At 69.1% G+C, this 16,337-nt stretch carries 15 protein-coding genes; 11 read left to right on the forward strand and 4 right to left on the reverse strand.

The window, feature by feature from the left end:
* Positions 1-120: 120 nt before the first annotated feature.
* From ACFYMC_RS09545 to ACFYMC_RS09585, 9 genes are all read left to right on the forward strand, one after another.
* Positions 121-1,401 carry a hydroxyacid-oxoacid transhydrogenase gene (locus tag ACFYMC_RS09545; RefSeq protein WP_388521343.1) on the forward strand — a complete coding sequence of 427 codons (1,281 nt, stop codon included), beginning with the start codon at positions 121-123 and terminating at the stop codon, positions 1,399-1,401.
* A 134-nt stretch (positions 1,402-1,535) separates the two neighbouring features.
* The gene (locus tag ACFYMC_RS09550; RefSeq protein WP_388521346.1) at positions 1,536-2,993 is read left to right on the forward strand and encodes an aldehyde dehydrogenase family protein; all 1,458 of its coding nucleotides are present in this window, start codon (positions 1,536-1,538) and stop codon (positions 2,991-2,993) included.
* A 4-nt stretch (positions 2,994-2,997) separates the two neighbouring features.
* Entirely contained in the window at positions 2,998-3,576 is a 579-nt protein-coding gene (locus ACFYMC_RS09555) for a response regulator transcription factor (RefSeq protein WP_388521349.1), read from the forward strand.
* An 87-nt stretch (positions 3,577-3,663) separates the two neighbouring features.
* A complete protein-coding gene (locus ACFYMC_RS09560; protein ID WP_388521352.1) occupies positions 3,664-4,626 on the forward strand; it encodes a GlxA family transcriptional regulator in 963 nt (320 codons plus the stop codon).
* A gap of 47 nt (positions 4,627-4,673) precedes the next feature.
* A complete protein-coding gene (locus ACFYMC_RS09565; RefSeq protein WP_388521355.1) occupies positions 4,674-5,726 on the forward strand; it encodes an aspartate-semialdehyde dehydrogenase in 1,053 nt (350 codons plus the stop codon).
* Positions 5,723-6,904 (forward strand): hypothetical protein, encoded by a 1,182-nt coding sequence (locus tag ACFYMC_RS09570; RefSeq protein ID WP_388521358.1) that lies wholly within the window; start codon positions 5,723-5,725, stop codon positions 6,902-6,904. Before ACFYMC_RS09565 ends, ACFYMC_RS09570 begins: the two co-directional genes overlap by 4 nt.
* Positions 6,905-7,109: 205 nt before the next feature.
* Positions 7,110-7,448 carry a TfoX/Sxy family protein gene (locus ACFYMC_RS09575; protein WP_388521361.1) on the forward strand — a complete coding sequence of 113 codons (339 nt, stop codon included), beginning with the start codon at positions 7,110-7,112 and terminating at the stop codon, positions 7,446-7,448.
* Between the two features lie 131 nt (positions 7,449-7,579).
* The gene (locus tag ACFYMC_RS09580; RefSeq protein WP_388521364.1) at positions 7,580-7,969 is read left to right on the forward strand and encodes a tetratricopeptide repeat protein; all 390 of its coding nucleotides are present in this window, start codon (positions 7,580-7,582) and stop codon (positions 7,967-7,969) included.
* Between the two features lie 111 nt (positions 7,970-8,080).
* Complete coding sequence (locus ACFYMC_RS09585; RefSeq protein ID WP_388521367.1) at positions 8,081-9,313, forward strand: methyltransferase; 1,233 nt, start codon at positions 8,081-8,083, stop codon at positions 9,311-9,313.
* Between the two features lie 132 nt (positions 9,314-9,445).
* Here the strand turns inward: ACFYMC_RS09585 and ACFYMC_RS09590 are convergent, their stop codons facing one another.
* From ACFYMC_RS09590 to ACFYMC_RS09605, 4 genes are all read right to left on the reverse strand, one after another.
* Complete coding sequence (locus ACFYMC_RS09590) at positions 9,446-10,894, reverse strand: dihydrolipoyl dehydrogenase family protein (protein WP_388521370.1); 1,449 nt, start codon at positions 10,892-10,894, stop codon at positions 9,446-9,448.
* Positions 10,895-10,958: 64 nt separating this feature from the next.
* On the reverse strand, positions 10,959-11,399 hold the full coding sequence (gene trxA / locus ACFYMC_RS09595; protein ID WP_388521372.1) for a thioredoxin: 441 nt from the start codon (positions 11,397-11,399) through the stop codon (positions 10,959-10,961).
* 51 nt (positions 11,400-11,450) lie between these two features.
* Positions 11,451-12,638, reverse strand: a complete 1,188-nt coding sequence (locus ACFYMC_RS09600) for a thiolase family protein (protein WP_388521374.1) — start codon at positions 12,636-12,638, stop codon at positions 11,451-11,453.
* A 131-nt stretch (positions 12,639-12,769) separates the two neighbouring features.
* Entirely contained in the window at positions 12,770-13,792 is a 1,023-nt protein-coding gene (locus tag ACFYMC_RS09605) for a LacI family DNA-binding transcriptional regulator (RefSeq protein WP_388521377.1), read from the reverse strand.
* 231 nt (positions 13,793-14,023) lie between these two features.
* Between ACFYMC_RS09605 and ACFYMC_RS09610 the strand changes: the two genes are divergently transcribed.
* Both ACFYMC_RS09610 and ACFYMC_RS09615 read left to right on the forward strand, forming a co-directional pair.
* Positions 14,024-15,538, forward strand: a complete 1,515-nt coding sequence (locus ACFYMC_RS09610) for an amidase (protein ID WP_388521380.1) — start codon at positions 14,024-14,026, stop codon at positions 15,536-15,538.
* 179 nt (positions 15,539-15,717) lie between these two features.
* Positions 15,718-16,179 carry a type II toxin-antitoxin system PemK/MazF family toxin gene (locus ACFYMC_RS09615; RefSeq protein WP_388521383.1) on the forward strand — a complete coding sequence of 154 codons (462 nt, stop codon included), beginning with the start codon at positions 15,718-15,720 and terminating at the stop codon, positions 16,177-16,179.
* The last annotated feature ends 158 nt before the right edge of the window (positions 16,180-16,337 follow it).

The following is a 16,337-nucleotide window of genomic DNA, read 5'->3' on the forward strand; positions in this document are numbered from 1 at the left end:
TGCGCGGCTTTCAACCGAAAAGGTGCACCTTAATCGAAACTGTGGTTCTTGGTCGATCACCAAGTTCACCTGCGAGAGCGAGGGCAAACGGTGGAGCCGGTTGCGTCAGCGGGCGTCGACATGCCTGACCACGAGAAGATCATCGGCTGGCAGGCGCCACCGCTGAAGTTCGGTATCGGAGCCACCCGGGAGATCGGATACGAGCTGACCCGGGCCGGCATCCGCTCGGTCCTGCTGGTCACCGATCCGACACTCGCCGCTCTCGGGCTTCCCACACAGGTGGCCAAGTCGGTTGAGCAGGAAGGGATATCGGTCTCGGTCTACGACAGGTCCGCGGTCGAACCAACCGACCAGAGCTGTGAAGAGGCCGCGCGGGAGCTGGCCCGCCTCGAAGTGGATGGCTACATCGCTCTGGGCGGGGGCAGTTCCATCGACACGGCGAAGACGCTGAACCTGTTGCTCAGTCATCCCGGTCGGGGGGTACGGGACTACTTCAACGCACCCGTGGGCGCCGGCGCCCCCATACCGGGCCCGTTGAAGCCCCTGGTCGCGGTGCCGACCACCGCGGGCAGCGGCAGTGAATGCACGGCCATGGTGGCACTCGGCGTAACCGACCTACGAGTGAAGACGGGCATCAGCGACATTCGGCTGCGCCCGTCGTTGGCCGTCGTCGATCCCGCGAACACCTTCACCCTTCCCCCGGCCGTGACCGCCTCCTCCGGCTACGACGTGTTGACCCATGCCTGTGAGTCGTACACGGCCCGCCCCTACGACCGCCGCCCCGCGTACTCCTCCCCGGCGGACCGCCCCCTGTACGTGGGAGCGAACCCGATCAGTGACATCTGGGCGGAACAGGCGCTGCGACTGGTCGGTCGCTACCTCACGAGAGCCGTGCTGAACCCGTATGACGTGGAGGCCCGAACGGCGATGAGCCAGGCGGCCTGCTTCGCCGGGATGGGCTTCGGCAATGCCGGTACCCACATCCCGCACGCCTGCGCGTACCCGATCGCCGGGCTGGTCCGTGACTACCGTCCGGAGGGGTACCCTGCAGGCCACGCGATGGTGCCGCACGGCTCCGCAGTCATCGCCACAGCTGCCGCCGCCTTCGAGTTCACCTACCCCACTTTCCCTGAACGGCACTTACGGGCAGCCGAGTTGCTCGGCGCCAACCTCAACGGCGTCAGCACGGCGGGGGGCGCTGACGTGCTGCCAGCCACCTTGATGAGCATCGTCAAGGACACCGCGGGTCCGGCCGGCCTGGCTCACTTCGGGTACTCCCGCAAGGACCTCCCGGCGCTTGTCGATGGAGCGCTCAAACAGCAGCGCCTCCTGGTGTGTTGTCCCAGGAACGTCACACCCGAGGACTTGAAGCGGATTCTGACCGATTCCATGACTGGTTGAGCAACGCGCATTGAGATTGGCTGAGTACTTAGCTCTGGCTCAACAGGTCAGGCATCAAGGAGGCTGACGTCCTCATGAGCGAATCCGATGCACCGGACACATCAGGCGCACGGAAACCATCGGGATCACCGAGGATGCCGTTGGAGATGGCCCTCATCGACGGGAAGAGAGTCCCTACGAAACAGTGGATCGACGTGCTCGACCCCGCTACCGCCGCCGTCTTCGCCAGGGTCGCACGCTGCGGTCCGGCTCACGTCGAGGAAGCGGTGAGCGCGGCACGGTCCGCGTACGAGAAGAGCTGGCGCTTCACCACCCCCGCCGAACGGGCCCGCATCTGCCGCGACATTGCGCGGGGCATAGGTGCCGAACGAGCCAGACTCGCAGCGCTGGAAACCCGTGACACAGGCAAGCCGATCAGTCAGTCGTTCACGGATGTCGACGTCGCCGCACGCTACTTCGAGTTCTATGCGGGCGCCGTGGAGGCGCTGAGCGGCGAATCCTTTCTCCCCGAGCGGGACCTACTGGCCTTCACCATCCGTGAACCCTACGGCGTGTGCGGGCACATCATTCCGTGGAACTACCCCCTCCAGGTGGCGGCCAGAACCCTGGCCCCGGCACTGGCGGCTGGGAACTGCTGCGTGCTCAAGCCCGCCGAGGACGCACCGTTGACCTCATTGGCGCTGGGTGAGATCGCCTTGGCCGCGGGACTTCCTGCCGGAGTGTTGAACGTGGTTCCGGGCTATGGGGAGGAGGCCGGTGCAGCCCTCACCTCCCACCCGGACGTCGACCACCTGGCCTTCACCGGGTCCAGGGAGGTCGGTGAGGCCGTCATGACCGCGGCGGCACGGAACATCGTGACCGTCACCTTGGAGCTCGGCGGCAAGTCACCACATATCGTACTGCCAGACTTCGACGCCGAGCGGGCGGTACCACTGATCGTCGGCTCCATCACGGAACACGCCGGCCAGAACTGCTCGGCGGGGAGTCGGCTGCTGGTCCACGAGTCGGTGCACCAGGAACTGGTGACCGAACTGGCCTCTCATTTCGCCAGGTTACGGATCGGCCCCGGGAGCACCGACCCCGATCTGGGCCCCCTCATCTCCGCCAAACAGCGTGCGCGGGTGCTGGAGTACCTCGATCAGGCACGGCGCGAATGCGTTCTGGTCACGGGGGGCGGCCTCCCCAAGGGGGACGAGTTCGAGACCGGCTTCTACGTGGAGCCCACGATCCTCGATCAGGTTACGCCGGCGCACCGCGTGTTCAACGAGGAGATTTTCGGCCCGGTCCTGTGCGTATCGACCTTCGCCTCCCTGGAAGATGCGGTAGAACTCGCGGAGCACACCAGCTACGGCCTCAGTGCCGGGGTGTGGACCTCTGACGTGAGCACTGCCCACTGGCTAGCCCGGCGGCTACGCGTGGGACAGGTCTTCATCAACAACTACAGCGCGGCCGGCGGGGTGGAACTGCCGTTCGGAGGCTACCGGAGCTCCGGCATAGGTGTGGAAAAGGGCTTCGAGGCGCTACGTGAATACACACGGTGCAAAACGGTCGCGCTCCATACGGGAACTCGCCATTTATCGAGGGGGAAATGACCCCATGAAGCATGTCGAATCGAGGCCGGTCACCGATTCCAGCGGCCGGAGTTTCTGTCAGTCCTGCGGCCAGCCCGCGCAACCAGTTGCGGCCTTCGCGGAGAACGTCCAGCGCATCAACGTGGCACTCAGTGCGGTCCAAAACGCCCTCGACGCCCAAGAGCGGATGATAGAGGGCCTGCTGGTCGATCCGGCCGTCCCCACGCGCTCCCGATACAACCACGGCGGCGTCGACCGGACTCCCACCTCGGGATCGTCATCCTCCCGGCCGCTCGACGCGGCCCACCGGCAGGCGCTCGCCCTCCTCACGCCACGCGAGCGCGAGGTACTCGTACTGGTCGCCCAAGGCAAGTCGAACCGTCAGGTGGCCAACTTCCTACGCATATCCGAGAAGACCGTCAAGAATCACCTATCCGCACTATTCTCAAAAATAGGAGCCTCCGATCGCACTCAGGCCGTAGTGTTCGGCATCCGCGGTGGGGTCGTCACGATAGGCGAAAGCCCGGGCATCGTCCGGCCCTTCAGCAGTGCCCCAGAAGAACCGTGGGACGAGCGGTCAGACCCTCCGGGATCTCCTGTATGACGCATGTCTTTAGTGTGTGGGAGTTCATGGCCGATGGACAGTGGATGGACTGTCGTTGCACAACGAATCCCTGCCATATTGAGCCCCATGCTGAAGAACGTAGCCGCTGTGCTGCTCGACAACGTCCACCCCTTCGAACTCGGCGTCGTTTGCGAAGTGTTCGGTATCGACCGCCGGTCCGAAGGGCTCCCCGCCTACGATTTCGCACTTGTCGCGGCCGAGTTCTCATCGGTACGAGCCGTCCCGGGGTTCACCATCAGCACGCCCTACGGGCTCGACCGCCTGGAAGAAGCCGACCTCATCGCCATTCCGGTGGGAGACGACTTTCACACCAGGGAGTTTCCCCCCGCGCTCCTTGAGGCCCTGCGGCAGGCCGTGGCCCGCGGCGCACGGGTGCTCAGCGTCTGCGTCGGCGCCTTCGTCCTCGGCGCAGCGGGCCTGCTGGACGGCCGCCGGTGCACCACCCACTGGCGGTACGCACAGGCGCTCGCCGAGCGCTACCCGAAAGCCTGTGTGGAACCGAGCGTGCTGTACGTGGACGAGGACCCGATCTTCACCTCGGCCGGTACCTCGGCCGGCATCGACGCCTGTCTCCACCTGGTGCGCAAACTACAGGGCAGCGAAGTGACCAACGCCATCGCACGCCGCATGGTGGTCCCGCCGCACCGGGACGGAGACCAGTCGCAGTACATCGAGCGGCCCGTGGCGGAGTACCGCGAGGACGGGGTCCGTGACGTGCTCGCCTGGATGGAGCTCAATCTCGACCGTGAGCTGACAGTGGAGTTACTTTCGGCCAGGGCATGCATGTCGCCGCGCACCTTCGCCCGCCGCTTCCGCATGGAGACCGGCACCACCCCCTACCGGTGGCTGCTGGGACAGCGCGTGCTGAGCGCCCAGCGACTGTTGGAGAACACGGACGAGACCGTGGAAACCGTGGCGGTCCGTACCGGCTTCGCCAGCGCCGCAGCCCTGCGCCACCAGTTCGTGCGTTCACTGAACACGACACCCAACGCGTACCGGAGGGCGTTCAGGGGGCCGTCCCGGATCTGAGGGGACGGCACCCGTTGCGCACCGGCTCACCCACGGAAAGGACATGCATGTTACGCATCGCGGTCATCGGTGCCACCGGAGCCGTCGGCAGGGAGTGCCTCACGCTGCTCGACCACAAGATCGTACCGGTGGAGCGAGTGGTGCCGGTGGCATCGCGGCGTAGCCTCGGACGCGACCTGGGGGCCGAATGGGGACTGTCGGTCCCCATGGCCCCACTCGTCGCCGTCGAGGACCTGGACCCCGGGGCCGTGGACGTCGCCGTCCTGTGCGCCGGCGCCGAGGTGAGCCAGCGTGAAGGCGAACGGCTGGCGGCGGCCGGAGTGCTGGTCGTCGACAACAGCTCCGCCTTCCGCATGCGGCCAGACGTCCCGCTCGTGGTCCCCCAGGTGAATCCCGAAGCCCTCGCACAGCGGCCGAAGAGCAATCTGGTATCCAACCCGAACTGCTCGACGATCCAACTGGTGCGTGCGCTCCATCCCCTGCACGAACTGGCAGGCCTGGAGAGCGTGGTGGTGGCGACGTACCAGGCAGCTTCAGGTGGCGGCCTGCGCGGGCTCGCCGAACTCGCCGACGGATCCGCGCGCGCGTTGGCCGAGCCGGAGGCACAACCACAGCCCGACGGTGGTCGGTTCGGGCAGCCGCTGCCCTTCAACCTGATACCCGAGATCGGCCTGCAGGACGAGAGCGGGCTCAGTCACGAAGAGCGTAAACTCGTCCGCGAGCCACGCAAGATACTCGGTCTGCCGCAGCTGTCGATCAGCGCCACCGCCGTGCGGGTCCCGGTCTTCCACTGCCACTGCGAAGCGGTGCACGTCAAGCTACGCGAATCGGTCACCACAGGCGGGGTGGAAGAGGCATTGGCCGCCGCACCGGGCCTGCGGACCTACCTCCGTTCGCAAAGCCCCTCCTACCCCATGCCCCGCTCGGTCTTCGCCCGACCCGAGGACCGCGCTCTGGTCCACATCGGCCGCATCCGGGTCGATCCGCAGGACCGGAGATCGGTGGCGCTGTGGGTGGTAGCCGACAACCTATGGGTAGGCGCCGCCCTGAACGCCCTACAGATCGTCGAACTCGCCCAGCACCAGGGGTGGTTACGATGACCGGCCGGCTCCCGGTACTGATGAAGTTCGGGGGTTCTGCCTTCGTCGAACTGGACGGCTACGCCCGAGTGGCCCGCTACGCCGTCGAACGCCTCACCCGGGAGGGGCGCCCCCTGGTCATCGTGGTCAGCGCGATGTCCGGGACCACCACCCGACTGCGCCAGTTCCTCGACGCCCTGTCCGACGAGCCGCCCGCGGACGCGTCCGCCATGCTGCTGACCACCGGAGAGACAGTGAGTGTGGCGCTCCTGGCAACGGCGTTGGCCTCCCGAGGGGTCTTCGTTCGACCACTCTCGGCCCCGGATATCGGGCTCGTCGCCGACCGAGTGTCCGATCGTGCACGACTGCGTCGAGCCGAACCGGCGCCGCTGCGCGCAGCGTTACACGATGACGGTTGCCAAGCCGTGGTCGTACCCGGAGGGCAGGCCGCCGAAGCGGGCGGACGGACCGTCATGCTCGGCCGGAACAGCTCCGACCTCTCGGTGGTCGCCCTCGCCGGCGCACTGGGCGTCGACCACTGCGAGATCTACTCCGACGTGCCCGGCGTCTGCACGGCGGACCCGTATGTGGTGCCGAACGCCCAGGTCTTGGACCGGATCGGTTACCAGGGGTTGCGTCTCATGTCCTGGTACGGCGCGAAGGTCGTGCACGACAGCGCCATCGACTGGGCGGAGCGCACCGGTGTGCGGCTGCGCTGCCTGCCCTTCCCCTGGGAGAACGACACGGGGACAGGGACCCTCGTGGACCCGGACGGCCCCACCGCCCCGGCCGTGATCGTGCACGGATCCGGGGATGTCTGGCGCTTCCACGACACCGGCGAGCGCCGCCGAGCCACGCAGGCCCTTCGCGGTCAGGATCTGCGCACGACCCCGGTGGACACCCACGGCGGGACGTACCTGGTGGTGCCGCACGAGGGTGGGGATCAGTTGCGCTCACTCACCTCTGCCCGCTTGTGTGAGGATCTCCGCCTTGTCACCGTGCTCACCGAGAGCGGCGATCCGAGGTTCACTCTGGTGCGGCGTCCGGACGCCGAGAGCGAAGCCCAGCACCAGCACGACCTGCTCTACCCGCCCGGGCAGCAGGCTCGGACCGCCATCCGCGCCAAGTCCCGCTCTCCGCACAGCGCCGCCCTCATCGGTGGGCCGGACGGGCGGGGTCTCCTGGGAGAGGTCACCTGAGAACACGCAGTTGGGGCCGGGGGCCGCCCACACTCCGGCGCTGGAGGGGGACCGTCACCGTACCGGCGGCTCGACCGGCAGGTGGGTGGTGACACCGCACCCGGCCGCGGTCCGCGACCGGAGATCGCTTGAAGGAGGGCCCGGGGCACGCCGCACTACTCCCGTCCGAGCCGCGCCGCCGCGCATCCTGCGCGAAGGTGGAGGCATGACCTACGACGAAGGGCTGGCACGGCGGATCAGGGCACGTCTCGCCGCGCTGGAGGGCGTTGCGGAGTTCGATGAGAAACAGATGTTCGGAGGGCTCTCCTTCCTCGTCGACGGCCATATGGCCGTCGGCGTGATCAAGGGAGAGCTCATCGTGCGGGTGGGTCCCGAACACGCTGAAGAGCTGCTGGCCCGCCCGGAGGCCCGCCCGATGGACTTCACCGGGCACCCCATGCGGGGGTGGCTGACGATCGGCGGGGCTCCGCTCGCCGAGGATCCCGTTCTCGACCACTGGATCACGGCGGCACTGGACTTCACCGGCACGCTGCCCGCCAAGTAGCTCGGATCCCGAGCCCCGGCGCGTGACGGTGCCCTGGGGCTGCCGCATCGCGGCGATGTGGAATGTTAAACATCTTAGGTGTGTTACAGGGGTGACATTGCAACTTCATATATGAGGGAGCACACCACACCATGACCGGGCAGACGTCGTACTACGAGCACGGGACGGCAGCCGAGCGCTGGGCGCGGGCCCAGTTGTTCTTCGACGCGCGAGAGTACGCCGCGGCTGCCCGTGTCCTGTCGAACCTCGCCCCGGAAACACCCGAGCAGCTCGCCCCCCGCCTGCTGCTGGCGCGCGCCTACTACCACTCGGCCCAGTTGAGTCGGGCCGAGCGCGAACTCCGCGACATCCTGGAGCGCTGGCCGGTGGAGGACTACGCGCGGCTGATGCTGGGGCGCACCCTGGAACGCCAGGGCCGGGCGGCGGAGGCCGCTGCGCACCTGCGGATCGCCGGCGCGATGACGGGTACCTTCCGCGAGGGTCCGACGGTGACAGTGCCCGGAGGCGAAGGGGAGGCTTAAGCGCCGCAGACCCACTGACCATGGCCGAGCCGGGGCCGGACCCGGCATGAGACGTCGCGACGGGCGCCTCATGCCGGGGTCCGGGCCCGGCTCGGCTAGCCTGACTGCACGATGACTGGCAGCACACTGAACCGTTTCACGACGCCTTGGGGCGAATTCGGCCTGACCCGCTTCCCAGAAGACCCGCGAGATCGACTGCGCGCCTGGGATGCCGCCGACGAGTACCTGCTGCGGCGCCTGGCCGGCGATCCCGGCCCGGAGGGGGAACCCGTCCAACCTGTGGACACAACGGGCCACGTCACCGTGTTCGGTGACAGGTGGGGTGCTTTGGTCACGGCCCTTGCATCTGCCCGCACGGCCTCCGCCACCTCCGGGCAGCTCACCCAGATCACGGACTCCTACCTGACCCAGCAGGCGACCTGGTCCAACCTGGCGCGTTCGGGCAACCCTGCTGATGCGGCGCGACTGCTCAGTACCCAGGACGAGCCGCCGGCGCGGATCGACCTCCTGCTCGTTCGGGTCCCCAAGAGCCTGGCCCTCCTGGAGGACCAGCTACACCGGCTGGCGCCGTCCCTCCACGAAGGGTCGGTCATCATCGGCACCGGGATGGTCAAGGAGATCCACACCTCCACGCTCACGCTCTTCACCGACATCCTCGGGCCGACGCGGACCTCTTTGGCCGCCAAGAAGGCTCGACTGGTCTTCAGTACACCCACCCCCTCCGCAGGTCCCCAAGGTGACGTGCACCGGCAGAGCAATCGCTGGCCCGGGACGTACACCCTGGGCGAGGACGCCACGGCCGCAGCCGGGGTCACCGTCACCCAGCATGCCGGCGTCTTCTGTGCGGACCGGTTGGACATCGGCACCCGCTTCCTCCTCGCCCACCTCCCGCGCAGTCGGGGCGACGAGCGCGTGGTGGACCTCGGCTGCGGCAACGGCGTGGTGGGGACCGCACTCGCCCTCGCCAACCCCGAGGCCGAGCTGCTGTTCACCGATGAGTCGTACCAGGCGGTGGCCTCAGCCAAGGCGACCTACGAGGCAAACGTGACGCCCGGGCGCAGGGTCGAGTTCCTGGTGGGGGACGCCCTGGCGACGGTGGCACCCGGCTCGGTGGACCTGGTGGTGAACAATCCCCCGTTCCACTCGCATCAGGCGACCACGGACACCACGGCCTGGCGGATGTTCAGCGATGCTCGACGCGCCCTGCGGCCTGGCGGTGAGCTGTGGATCATCGGCAACCGTCACCTGGGCTATCACCTCAAGCTGCGACGGCTCTTCGGGAACTGTGAACTGATCGCCGGCGACTCGAAGTTCGTCGTGCTACGGGCGGCCAAGCGCAGCTGAACGCGCTTCTTTCGTCCGCGGTGGACCACCGCGCGCCAGGGGCTCCGGAGATCCCCAAGGGTTCCGTCGCCGCTCGTGGGCTGGCCGGCGGCGGGCCTCGCCGCCGGCGCCTCACCGTCCCTCCTACGCCTGCTACGGGCAGTGCGGGGCGGATTCGTCCCGGAAGGACTCCAGGAGTCGCAGCCAGACCTCGCTGATGGTGGGGAAGGCGGGTACCGCGTGCCACAGTCGCGAGAGGGGGACCTCGGCGGAGACCGCGATGGTGGCGGAGTGGAGGAGTTCACTCACGCCCGGTCCTACGAACGTGGCACCCAGCAGGACCTCTCGGTCGAGGTCGACGACCATCCGGGCCCGGCCGCGGTACCCGTCGGCATACAGACCGGCGCCCGAGACCTTCCCCAGGTCGTAGTCCACGGCACGCACCCGGTGCCCCGCGCGTCGCGCCTCGGTCAGGGTGGGTCCGACGGCCGCCACCTCGGGGTCGGTGAAGACCACCTGCGGGAGCGCGTCGGTGTCCGCGGTCGCCGCATGGGGCCCCCATCGCTGTGGCGTTGCCGGGGAGCCGGCAGCTCGGGCGGCGATGGCCGCACCGGCGATCCTGGCCTGGTACTTGCCCTGATGGGTGAGCAGTGCGCGGTGGTTGACATCGCCCACGGCGTAGAGCCAGTCGTGGCCCAGCACCTGGCAGCTGTCGTCGACGTCGAGCCAGCCGCCCGGTTCCAGCCCGATCGTCTCCAGGCCGACGTCCGCGGTGCGCGGAGCCCGCCCGGTGGCGAACAGCAGCTCATCGGCTTCGATAGATTCGCCCCCTTCAAGGACTACTGTCACCGGTGACATAGCACCATCACGCACGACGGCCTCTACTGCCACTGCAGTGCGTACCTCCGCCCCGGCGGCCCGCAGAGCTTCCAACACCAGCTCGCCGGCGAAGTCCTCCATCCGGGGAAGCACTCTCTCTCCCCGCACCAAGAGGGTGACGGCCGAGCCGAGCGCCTGCCAGGCGGTGGCCATCTCCACCCCCACCACTCCACCGCCGACGATCACCAACCGGTCCGGTACCCGCCGTGAACTGGTCGCCTCCCGGCTGGTCCAAGGATGCGCCGAGGCGATTCCGGGCAGTTGCGGGATCACCGCTCGGCTGCCGGTGGCGAGCACCACCGCGTGTCGGGCGGAGAGCACATGGTGCTCCCCCTCCGGGCTGGTGACCGTCACCTTCCCGATCCCGTACAGCCTGCCGTGCCCCCGGTAGAGATGGGCGCCGATGTCGTCCAGCCAGCCGAGCTGCCCCTCGTCCTTCCAGTGGGACACCCAGTAGTCGCGGTGTGCGAAGACCGCCTCGACATCCGGTCTCGGCGGTACGCAAGCCCGCAGACCCGGCACCGCCAGGGCCTCGGCGCGGGCCAACGCGGGGCGCAGCAGGGCCTTGCTGGGGACACAGGCCCAGTACGAGCACTCCCCACCCACCAGTTCGCTCTCGACCAGGGCGCAGCTCAGGCCAGCGGCACGGGCGCGGTCGACGACGTTCTCTCCGGCCGGTCCGCCGCCCACCACCACGACGTCGTACTCCATGGGTTCGGTCATGCGCACAGTCTCACGCGAACAGGGCGCGCCGAGCCAGAGCGAACCGGCCGTGATCGGCTACGTGTCAGGCGTCTGCGCCGGAGCCCCCGTCCGCGCCGGCCTCCGCGATCTTCGCGCGCACCTCGTCCATATCGAGCTCCCTGGCCTTGCCGATGAGTTCGGTCAGCATCGGCTCGGGAAGGGCGCCGGGTTGGGCGAAGACGGCCACCTGGTCCCGGACGATCATCAGCGTCGGAATGGACTGGATCTGGAAGGCCGCGGCCAGTTCCTGCTGGGCCTCGGTGTCGACCTTGCCGAAGACGAGGTCCGGGTTCTGTTCGGAGGCACGTTCGTAGACGGGCGCGAAACCTCGGCACGGACCGCACCACTGCGCCCAGAAGTCGATCAGGACGAACCCGTTCTCCGAAACGATCTGGTCGAAGTTTTCCTTGGTCAACTCGATGGTTGCCATGTGTGCCGTCCTTCGTCTCTCATACTGTCCGGCGCCTCTCCGGCGGGCGGTCACTGCTGTGAACGGCTCCGCCGGGACGGCTATTCCTGTGCGCTCCTACCCAGGTCAACGTTCCAGTACCAGGGCGATGCCCTGACCGACTCCGATACACAGGGCGGCGAGGCCGGTGCCGGATCCTGCTGCGGCCAGTTGGTGGGCGACGGCACCTGCCAGCCGGGCTCCGGAAGCACCCAACGGATGTCCCAGCGCGATGGCGCCGCCTCGCGGGTTGACCACCTCGGGGTCGAGTTCCGGCCACTCGGCCAGGCATCCCAAGGCCTGGGCGGCGAAGGCCTCGTTGAGCTCGAAGGTGGTCAGGTCCGCGAGGTCCCGCCCGGCCTTGGTCAGGGCGCGCCGTACCGCTTCCACCGGGCCCAAGCCGAACAGGTGCGGCTCGATTCCGGTCACCGCGCTGGCCCGGATCCGGGCCAGCGGTTCACGACCGGTGGCGCGCAGCCCCTCCTCGTCGACGAGGAGGAGGGCGGCGGCGCCGTCGTTGAGCGGAGAGGAGTTGCCCGCCGTGACGGTACCCCCCATCGGCCGGAAGACCGGCTTCAGCTTGGCCATGGCCTCTGGGGTGGATCCCTCCCGGATGCTTTCGTCGCGCTCCATCTCGACTCCGGGGTAAGCCAGTACCTCCGGGGTGTACAGCCCGTCGGCCCAGGCCTTCGCCGCCTTGCGGTGGCTCTCCAGCGCGTAGGCGTCCTGTTCCTGCCGGGTGATGCCGTGCCGGTCCGCCACGAGTTCGGCACCCTCGCCAAGTGAGACGGTCCACTGCGGTGACATCCGGGCATTGGTCATCCGCCAGCCGAGGGTCGTGGAGTACAGCTCCTGGTGGCCCGGGGCGAAACCCCGCTCGGGTTTGGGCAGCACCCAGGGGGCGCGGGTCATGGATTCGACGCCACCGGCGACGGCGACACTGCAGTCCCCGAGGGCGATGGCCCGCGAGGCCTGGATGACGGCTTCGAGGCCGGATCCACACAGCCGGTTGACGGTGACTCCGGGCACGCTGGTCGGTAGCCCGGCGAGCAGGACGGCCATCCGGGCGACGTCGCGATTGTCCTCGCCCGCTCCGTTGGCGTCACCGAAGACGACGTCGTCGATCCGTGCGGGATCCAGGTCGGGAGTGCGGTCGACCAGGGCACGCACGACATGCGCGGCCAGGTCGTCGGGACGGACGTTTGCGTAGGCCCCGGCGAATTTGCCGATCGGGGTGCGGACGGCGTCGACGATGTAGACGTCGCGGATGCTCATCGGGGTCTCTCCTGGGCGAATCCGTGGCCGTCGCGGCGGTACCCCGCCGCGGACGCGCGCCGGGTACGGCGCGCCCGCAGTCTCCGTCGGCGACCCCGGCCTGTCAACGCCCGGCCGGGGCCGGGTCGGGCTCAGCTGGATTCGCGTCGCAGCAGTCGGGTGGTCATCACGTCGTGGCACTCGGGGGTCTCGGGCTGCTCCCGCACGACCCGGTCGACCATGGCGGCGAGGTGGTCACCGGAGGGCAGGCCGATCTGTACGGTACTCAGCCGGGGGCGCAGGAGTCGGCCGACGACCAGGTCGTCCGCGCCGACGACGGCGCTATGGCCGGGGACCTCGACGCCGGCGTCCTTGAGTGCGCTCATGAGGAGCATGGCGTATTCGTCGTTGTAGGCGAAGACTCCATCGACCCGCAGGTCCGGCCAGCGAGCGGCCAGGGCGGCGGCCGACTCCTCGGTGTAGTCGAGCGGGAGGGGCAGCACCTCGGCGCCGAGGGGTCCTGCTGTGCGGCGTACTCCGTCCAATCGTGGGACGGAGAACAGCTCCAGGCCTGCCTCGCCGGGCATCACGACGCCGATGCGTCGGCAGCCGCGCGCGGCCAGGTGTTTTCCGGCGCAGGCTCCGACCTCCTGCTGGTTCATGACCAGTGCGTGCGCTCCGGGCACCGGACTCGGCCCCACGGTGATCACCGCACGGGCTCCGGCCCGCTTGAGGGTGGCCACGTTCCGTGCGGACAGGGTGATCTCGCCGAAGGAGATCACCGCGACGGGGCGCAGCTCGGCCCATGCCCTTGCCGCCTGGTCGCCACGGAGTCCGATGCTGCCGTACTGGACGACCGTGTAGTCCAGATGGCGCAGGGCTCCTTGGAGCTCGCTGAGGAACCGGCTGTAGAGGGGCCCGACGGGGATGTTCGAGGTGGGCAGGAGCACGATCTTGGTGTGGCCGGCTCTCAGGGAGCGGGCGGCGGCGTGCGGGACGTAGCCCAGTTCCTCGGCGGCCTCTCGGACCTTGCGGCGGGTGGGCTCGCTGATCCTTACGGCCGCGGCGTTGTTGAGGACGTAGGAGACGGTGGCGCGGGAGACGCCTGCCAGGCGGGCGACGTCCGCGCTGGTCGGCGCTGAGGGGGCGGCCGGCGGCTTCGGTGACTGTGACATTGCGTGGGCATCTTTCCAGACCGGTCCGTACGGAGATCCAGCGGATGGCCTGAAACGTTTGGTCTTCATCACTGACGCGCGTCAGTGACACGAGACATCGCACGCAGGAGTCTGGCTGAGCTCCGCAACATCACGCGACGGGCGGTGCCGGGGCCGGACCGCCGGACGTTTCGCGCGAAATCCGAACGTGAGACCGAGCCCTCGGCTACCCTCTCCTACCTGCGGGTAACAATGCGAGGTTGCCCGGGCCGGGAAAGGGGAGGTCTGGTGCCGCACCCACCAGCAGGACGATCCGCCGGACTGGTCGATACCGTCCGGGCGTTGGCCGAGGGACGGACCTCCGCGCGCCAGGAAACGCTGGCCGCCCTGGAGCGCGTCGAAGCCGCCCAGCCACACCTCAACGCCTTCCGCATCCTTCGACCGGAGGCCGCACTCGCCGAAGCCGAAGCGGCCGACCGGAGACTCGCGGCAGGCGAGCGCCTGCCGCTCCTCGGAGTGCCGTTGGCGATCAAGGACGACATGGATCTCGCCGGAGAGCCCACCGCCTTCGGCTGCCCCGGGAACTTCCCGCCCAAGACCTCGGACAGTGAAGCCGTACGCCGGCTGCGTGCCGCCGGGGCGGTCATCGTCGGCAAGACCAACACGCCCGAACTCGGGCAGTGGCCCGTCACCGAGGGTCCCGCCTTCGGTGCCACTCGCAACCCCTGGCACCTGGGCCACTCCCCAGGTGGTTCCTCAGGCGGTTCGGCGGCGGCCGTGGCGGCGGGTCTCATACCCGCCGCCCTCGGATCAGACGGGGCCGGTTCGATCCGCATCCCCGCCGCCTGGACCCACCTGGTGGGCATCAAACCGCAACGCGGGAGGATCTCCACCTGGCCGGAGGCGGAGGCCTTCCACGGGATCACGGTCAACGGCGTGCTGGCCCGCACGGTGGAGGACGCCGCCCTGCTGCTCGACGCGGCCAGCGGTCAACACCACGCGGAGAGATACCGGCCGGGGCACATCGACGCAACTGCCGCCGCCCGCCGTACACCACGCCGGCTACGCGTGGCCCTGTCGCTGCGAATGCCGTTCACCGCCTCCGTCAAGACCCTGGACCCTCAGGTGCGAGCGGCCGTGGAAGGGCTCGCGGAACGGTTGGAAGCACTCGGGCACGAAGTGCTGCCCGCAGATCCGCGCTACGGGCAGATCGGCCTGTCCTTCGTACCGCGGGCGACGACCGGAGTGCGCGACTGGGTGGCCCGGGTTCCCGATCCAACGCTCCTGGATCCGCGCACCCAGGAGGCGGCACGGATGGGCCGGGCACTGGGCGGCGCCCCGTTGCGGCTGGCTCGGCGCGCTGAGGGACAACTACGGCGACGGATCGGGGAGATATTCGATCGATTCGACGTGGTCCTCACCCCCACCACCGCCGCTCCCCCGCCACCGATCGGTTCCCTGTCGGGGCTCAGTGGCCTCCAGACGGACCGTGCCATGATCGCCGCCTGCCCCTACGCCTGGGCCTGGAACGTACTGGGCTGGCCCGGGGTGAACGTGCCGGCCGGGTGGTCGCCGAAGGGCCTTCCGCTCGGCGCCCAACTGCTCGGCCCCGCCCACAGCGAGCCTCTGCTGATCTCTCTGGCAGCGCAACTGGAGGCGGACCAGCGCTGGTACGAGCACTGGCCGACGGCCCCCCGGCAAGACGCCTGGACGTCAGCTGGTGGCAGCGGCCCGCAGCCGGAGTTCGAGGCGGACCGCACGACCTGACACAAGACGCGGACCGACCAAGCGTGCGCCGGTTGCCCACGGATCCGCTTCGGCGACCGGCGTACCGGCCTCCCGTGCGGCTGCACCGGCGTCGATCGGAGCCGGCAGAACGGGAATCGACCGGGCTCCGCGGCCGACCGCCGCCGCTGAACGATGCAGCAGGCCGTAACGTGACACCGGTGACTACCTCTCTCAACCAGACCAACGGCCAGGCCGACCTGCCCGGCAGCTCGGGCCCCAGCGCGACGACGGAAGCCGACCCGCATGCGATCGGCCCGGTGCGCACCTCCTACGCCCCCGACCCCGACGGCGATCCGGACCCGGGGGAGATCGTCTGGACCTGGGTTCCCTTCGAGGAGAACGACGGGCGGGGCAAGGACCGGCCGGTCCTCGTGGTGGCCCGCGAGTCGAGCGGCACCCTGCTCGCCGTACAGCTCTCCAGTAAGGAACACGACGGGGACCACGAGTGGGTCGCCATCGGCACCGGCCGCTGGGACGGCGCGGGCCGCGAGTCCTGGGTGGACCTCGACCGGGTACTGCGCCTGCACCAAGCCGGGATGCGGCGCGAGGCCTGTGCCCTGGACCGGGGTCGTTTTGATCGCGTGGTCGCGCGCCTGCGGGAACGCTACGGCTGGAGCTGAACTGCAGCCCGTGCTCGAAAGAGCGGCGGGGGGGGGGGGGGGGGGGGGGGGGGGGGGGGCGGCCGGGGCGGCGGCGGGGGGGGGCGGGGGGGCGCGGCGGCCCCCCCCCCCCCCGCGCCCCCAACACCCCCAAACACAAACCAAAACCAACACCAAAC

Source organism: Streptomyces sp. NPDC006879 (assembly GCF_042869595.1).
GTDB lineage: Bacteria > Actinomycetota > Actinomycetes > Streptomycetales > Streptomycetaceae > Streptomyces.

Excerpts from the sequence above, each read along its gene's own strand:
- ACFYMC_RS09545 (WP_388521343.1), top strand. The coding sequence starts at position 121 with ATGCCTGACCACGAGAAGATCATCGGCTGGCAGGCGCCACCGCTGAAG.
- ACFYMC_RS09610 (WP_388521380.1), top strand. The coding sequence starts at position 14,024 with ATGCGAGGTTGCCCGGGCCGGGAAAGGGGAGGTCTGGTGCCGCACCCA.
- ACFYMC_RS09555 (WP_388521349.1), top strand. The coding sequence starts at position 2,998 with ATGAAGCATGTCGAATCGAGGCCGGTCACCGATTCCAGCGGCCGGAGT.
- ACFYMC_RS09575 (WP_388521361.1), top strand. The coding sequence starts at position 7,110 with ATGACCTACGACGAAGGGCTGGCACGGCGGATCAGGGCACGTCTCGCC.
- ACFYMC_RS09605 (WP_388521377.1), bottom strand. The coding sequence starts at position 13,792 with ATGTCACAGTCACCGAAGCCGCCGGCCGCCCCCTCAGCGCCGACCAGC.
- ACFYMC_RS09570 (WP_388521358.1), top strand. The coding sequence starts at position 5,723 with ATGACCGGCCGGCTCCCGGTACTGATGAAGTTCGGGGGTTCTGCCTTC.
- ACFYMC_RS09585 (WP_388521367.1), top strand. The coding sequence starts at position 8,081 with ATGACTGGCAGCACACTGAACCGTTTCACGACGCCTTGGGGCGAATTC.
- ACFYMC_RS09590 (WP_388521370.1), bottom strand. The coding sequence starts at position 10,894 with ATGACCGAACCCATGGAGTACGACGTCGTGGTGGTGGGCGGCGGACCG.
- ACFYMC_RS09580 (WP_388521364.1), top strand. The coding sequence starts at position 7,580 with ATGACCGGGCAGACGTCGTACTACGAGCACGGGACGGCAGCCGAGCGC.
- ACFYMC_RS09565 (WP_388521355.1), top strand. The coding sequence starts at position 4,674 with ATGTTACGCATCGCGGTCATCGGTGCCACCGGAGCCGTCGGCAGGGAG.
- ACFYMC_RS09560 (WP_388521352.1), top strand. The coding sequence starts at position 3,664 with ATGCTGAAGAACGTAGCCGCTGTGCTGCTCGACAACGTCCACCCCTTC.
- ACFYMC_RS09550 (WP_388521346.1), top strand. The coding sequence starts at position 1,536 with ATGCCGTTGGAGATGGCCCTCATCGACGGGAAGAGAGTCCCTACGAAA.
- ACFYMC_RS09600 (WP_388521374.1), bottom strand. The coding sequence starts at position 12,638 with ATGAGCATCCGCGACGTCTACATCGTCGACGCCGTCCGCACCCCGATC.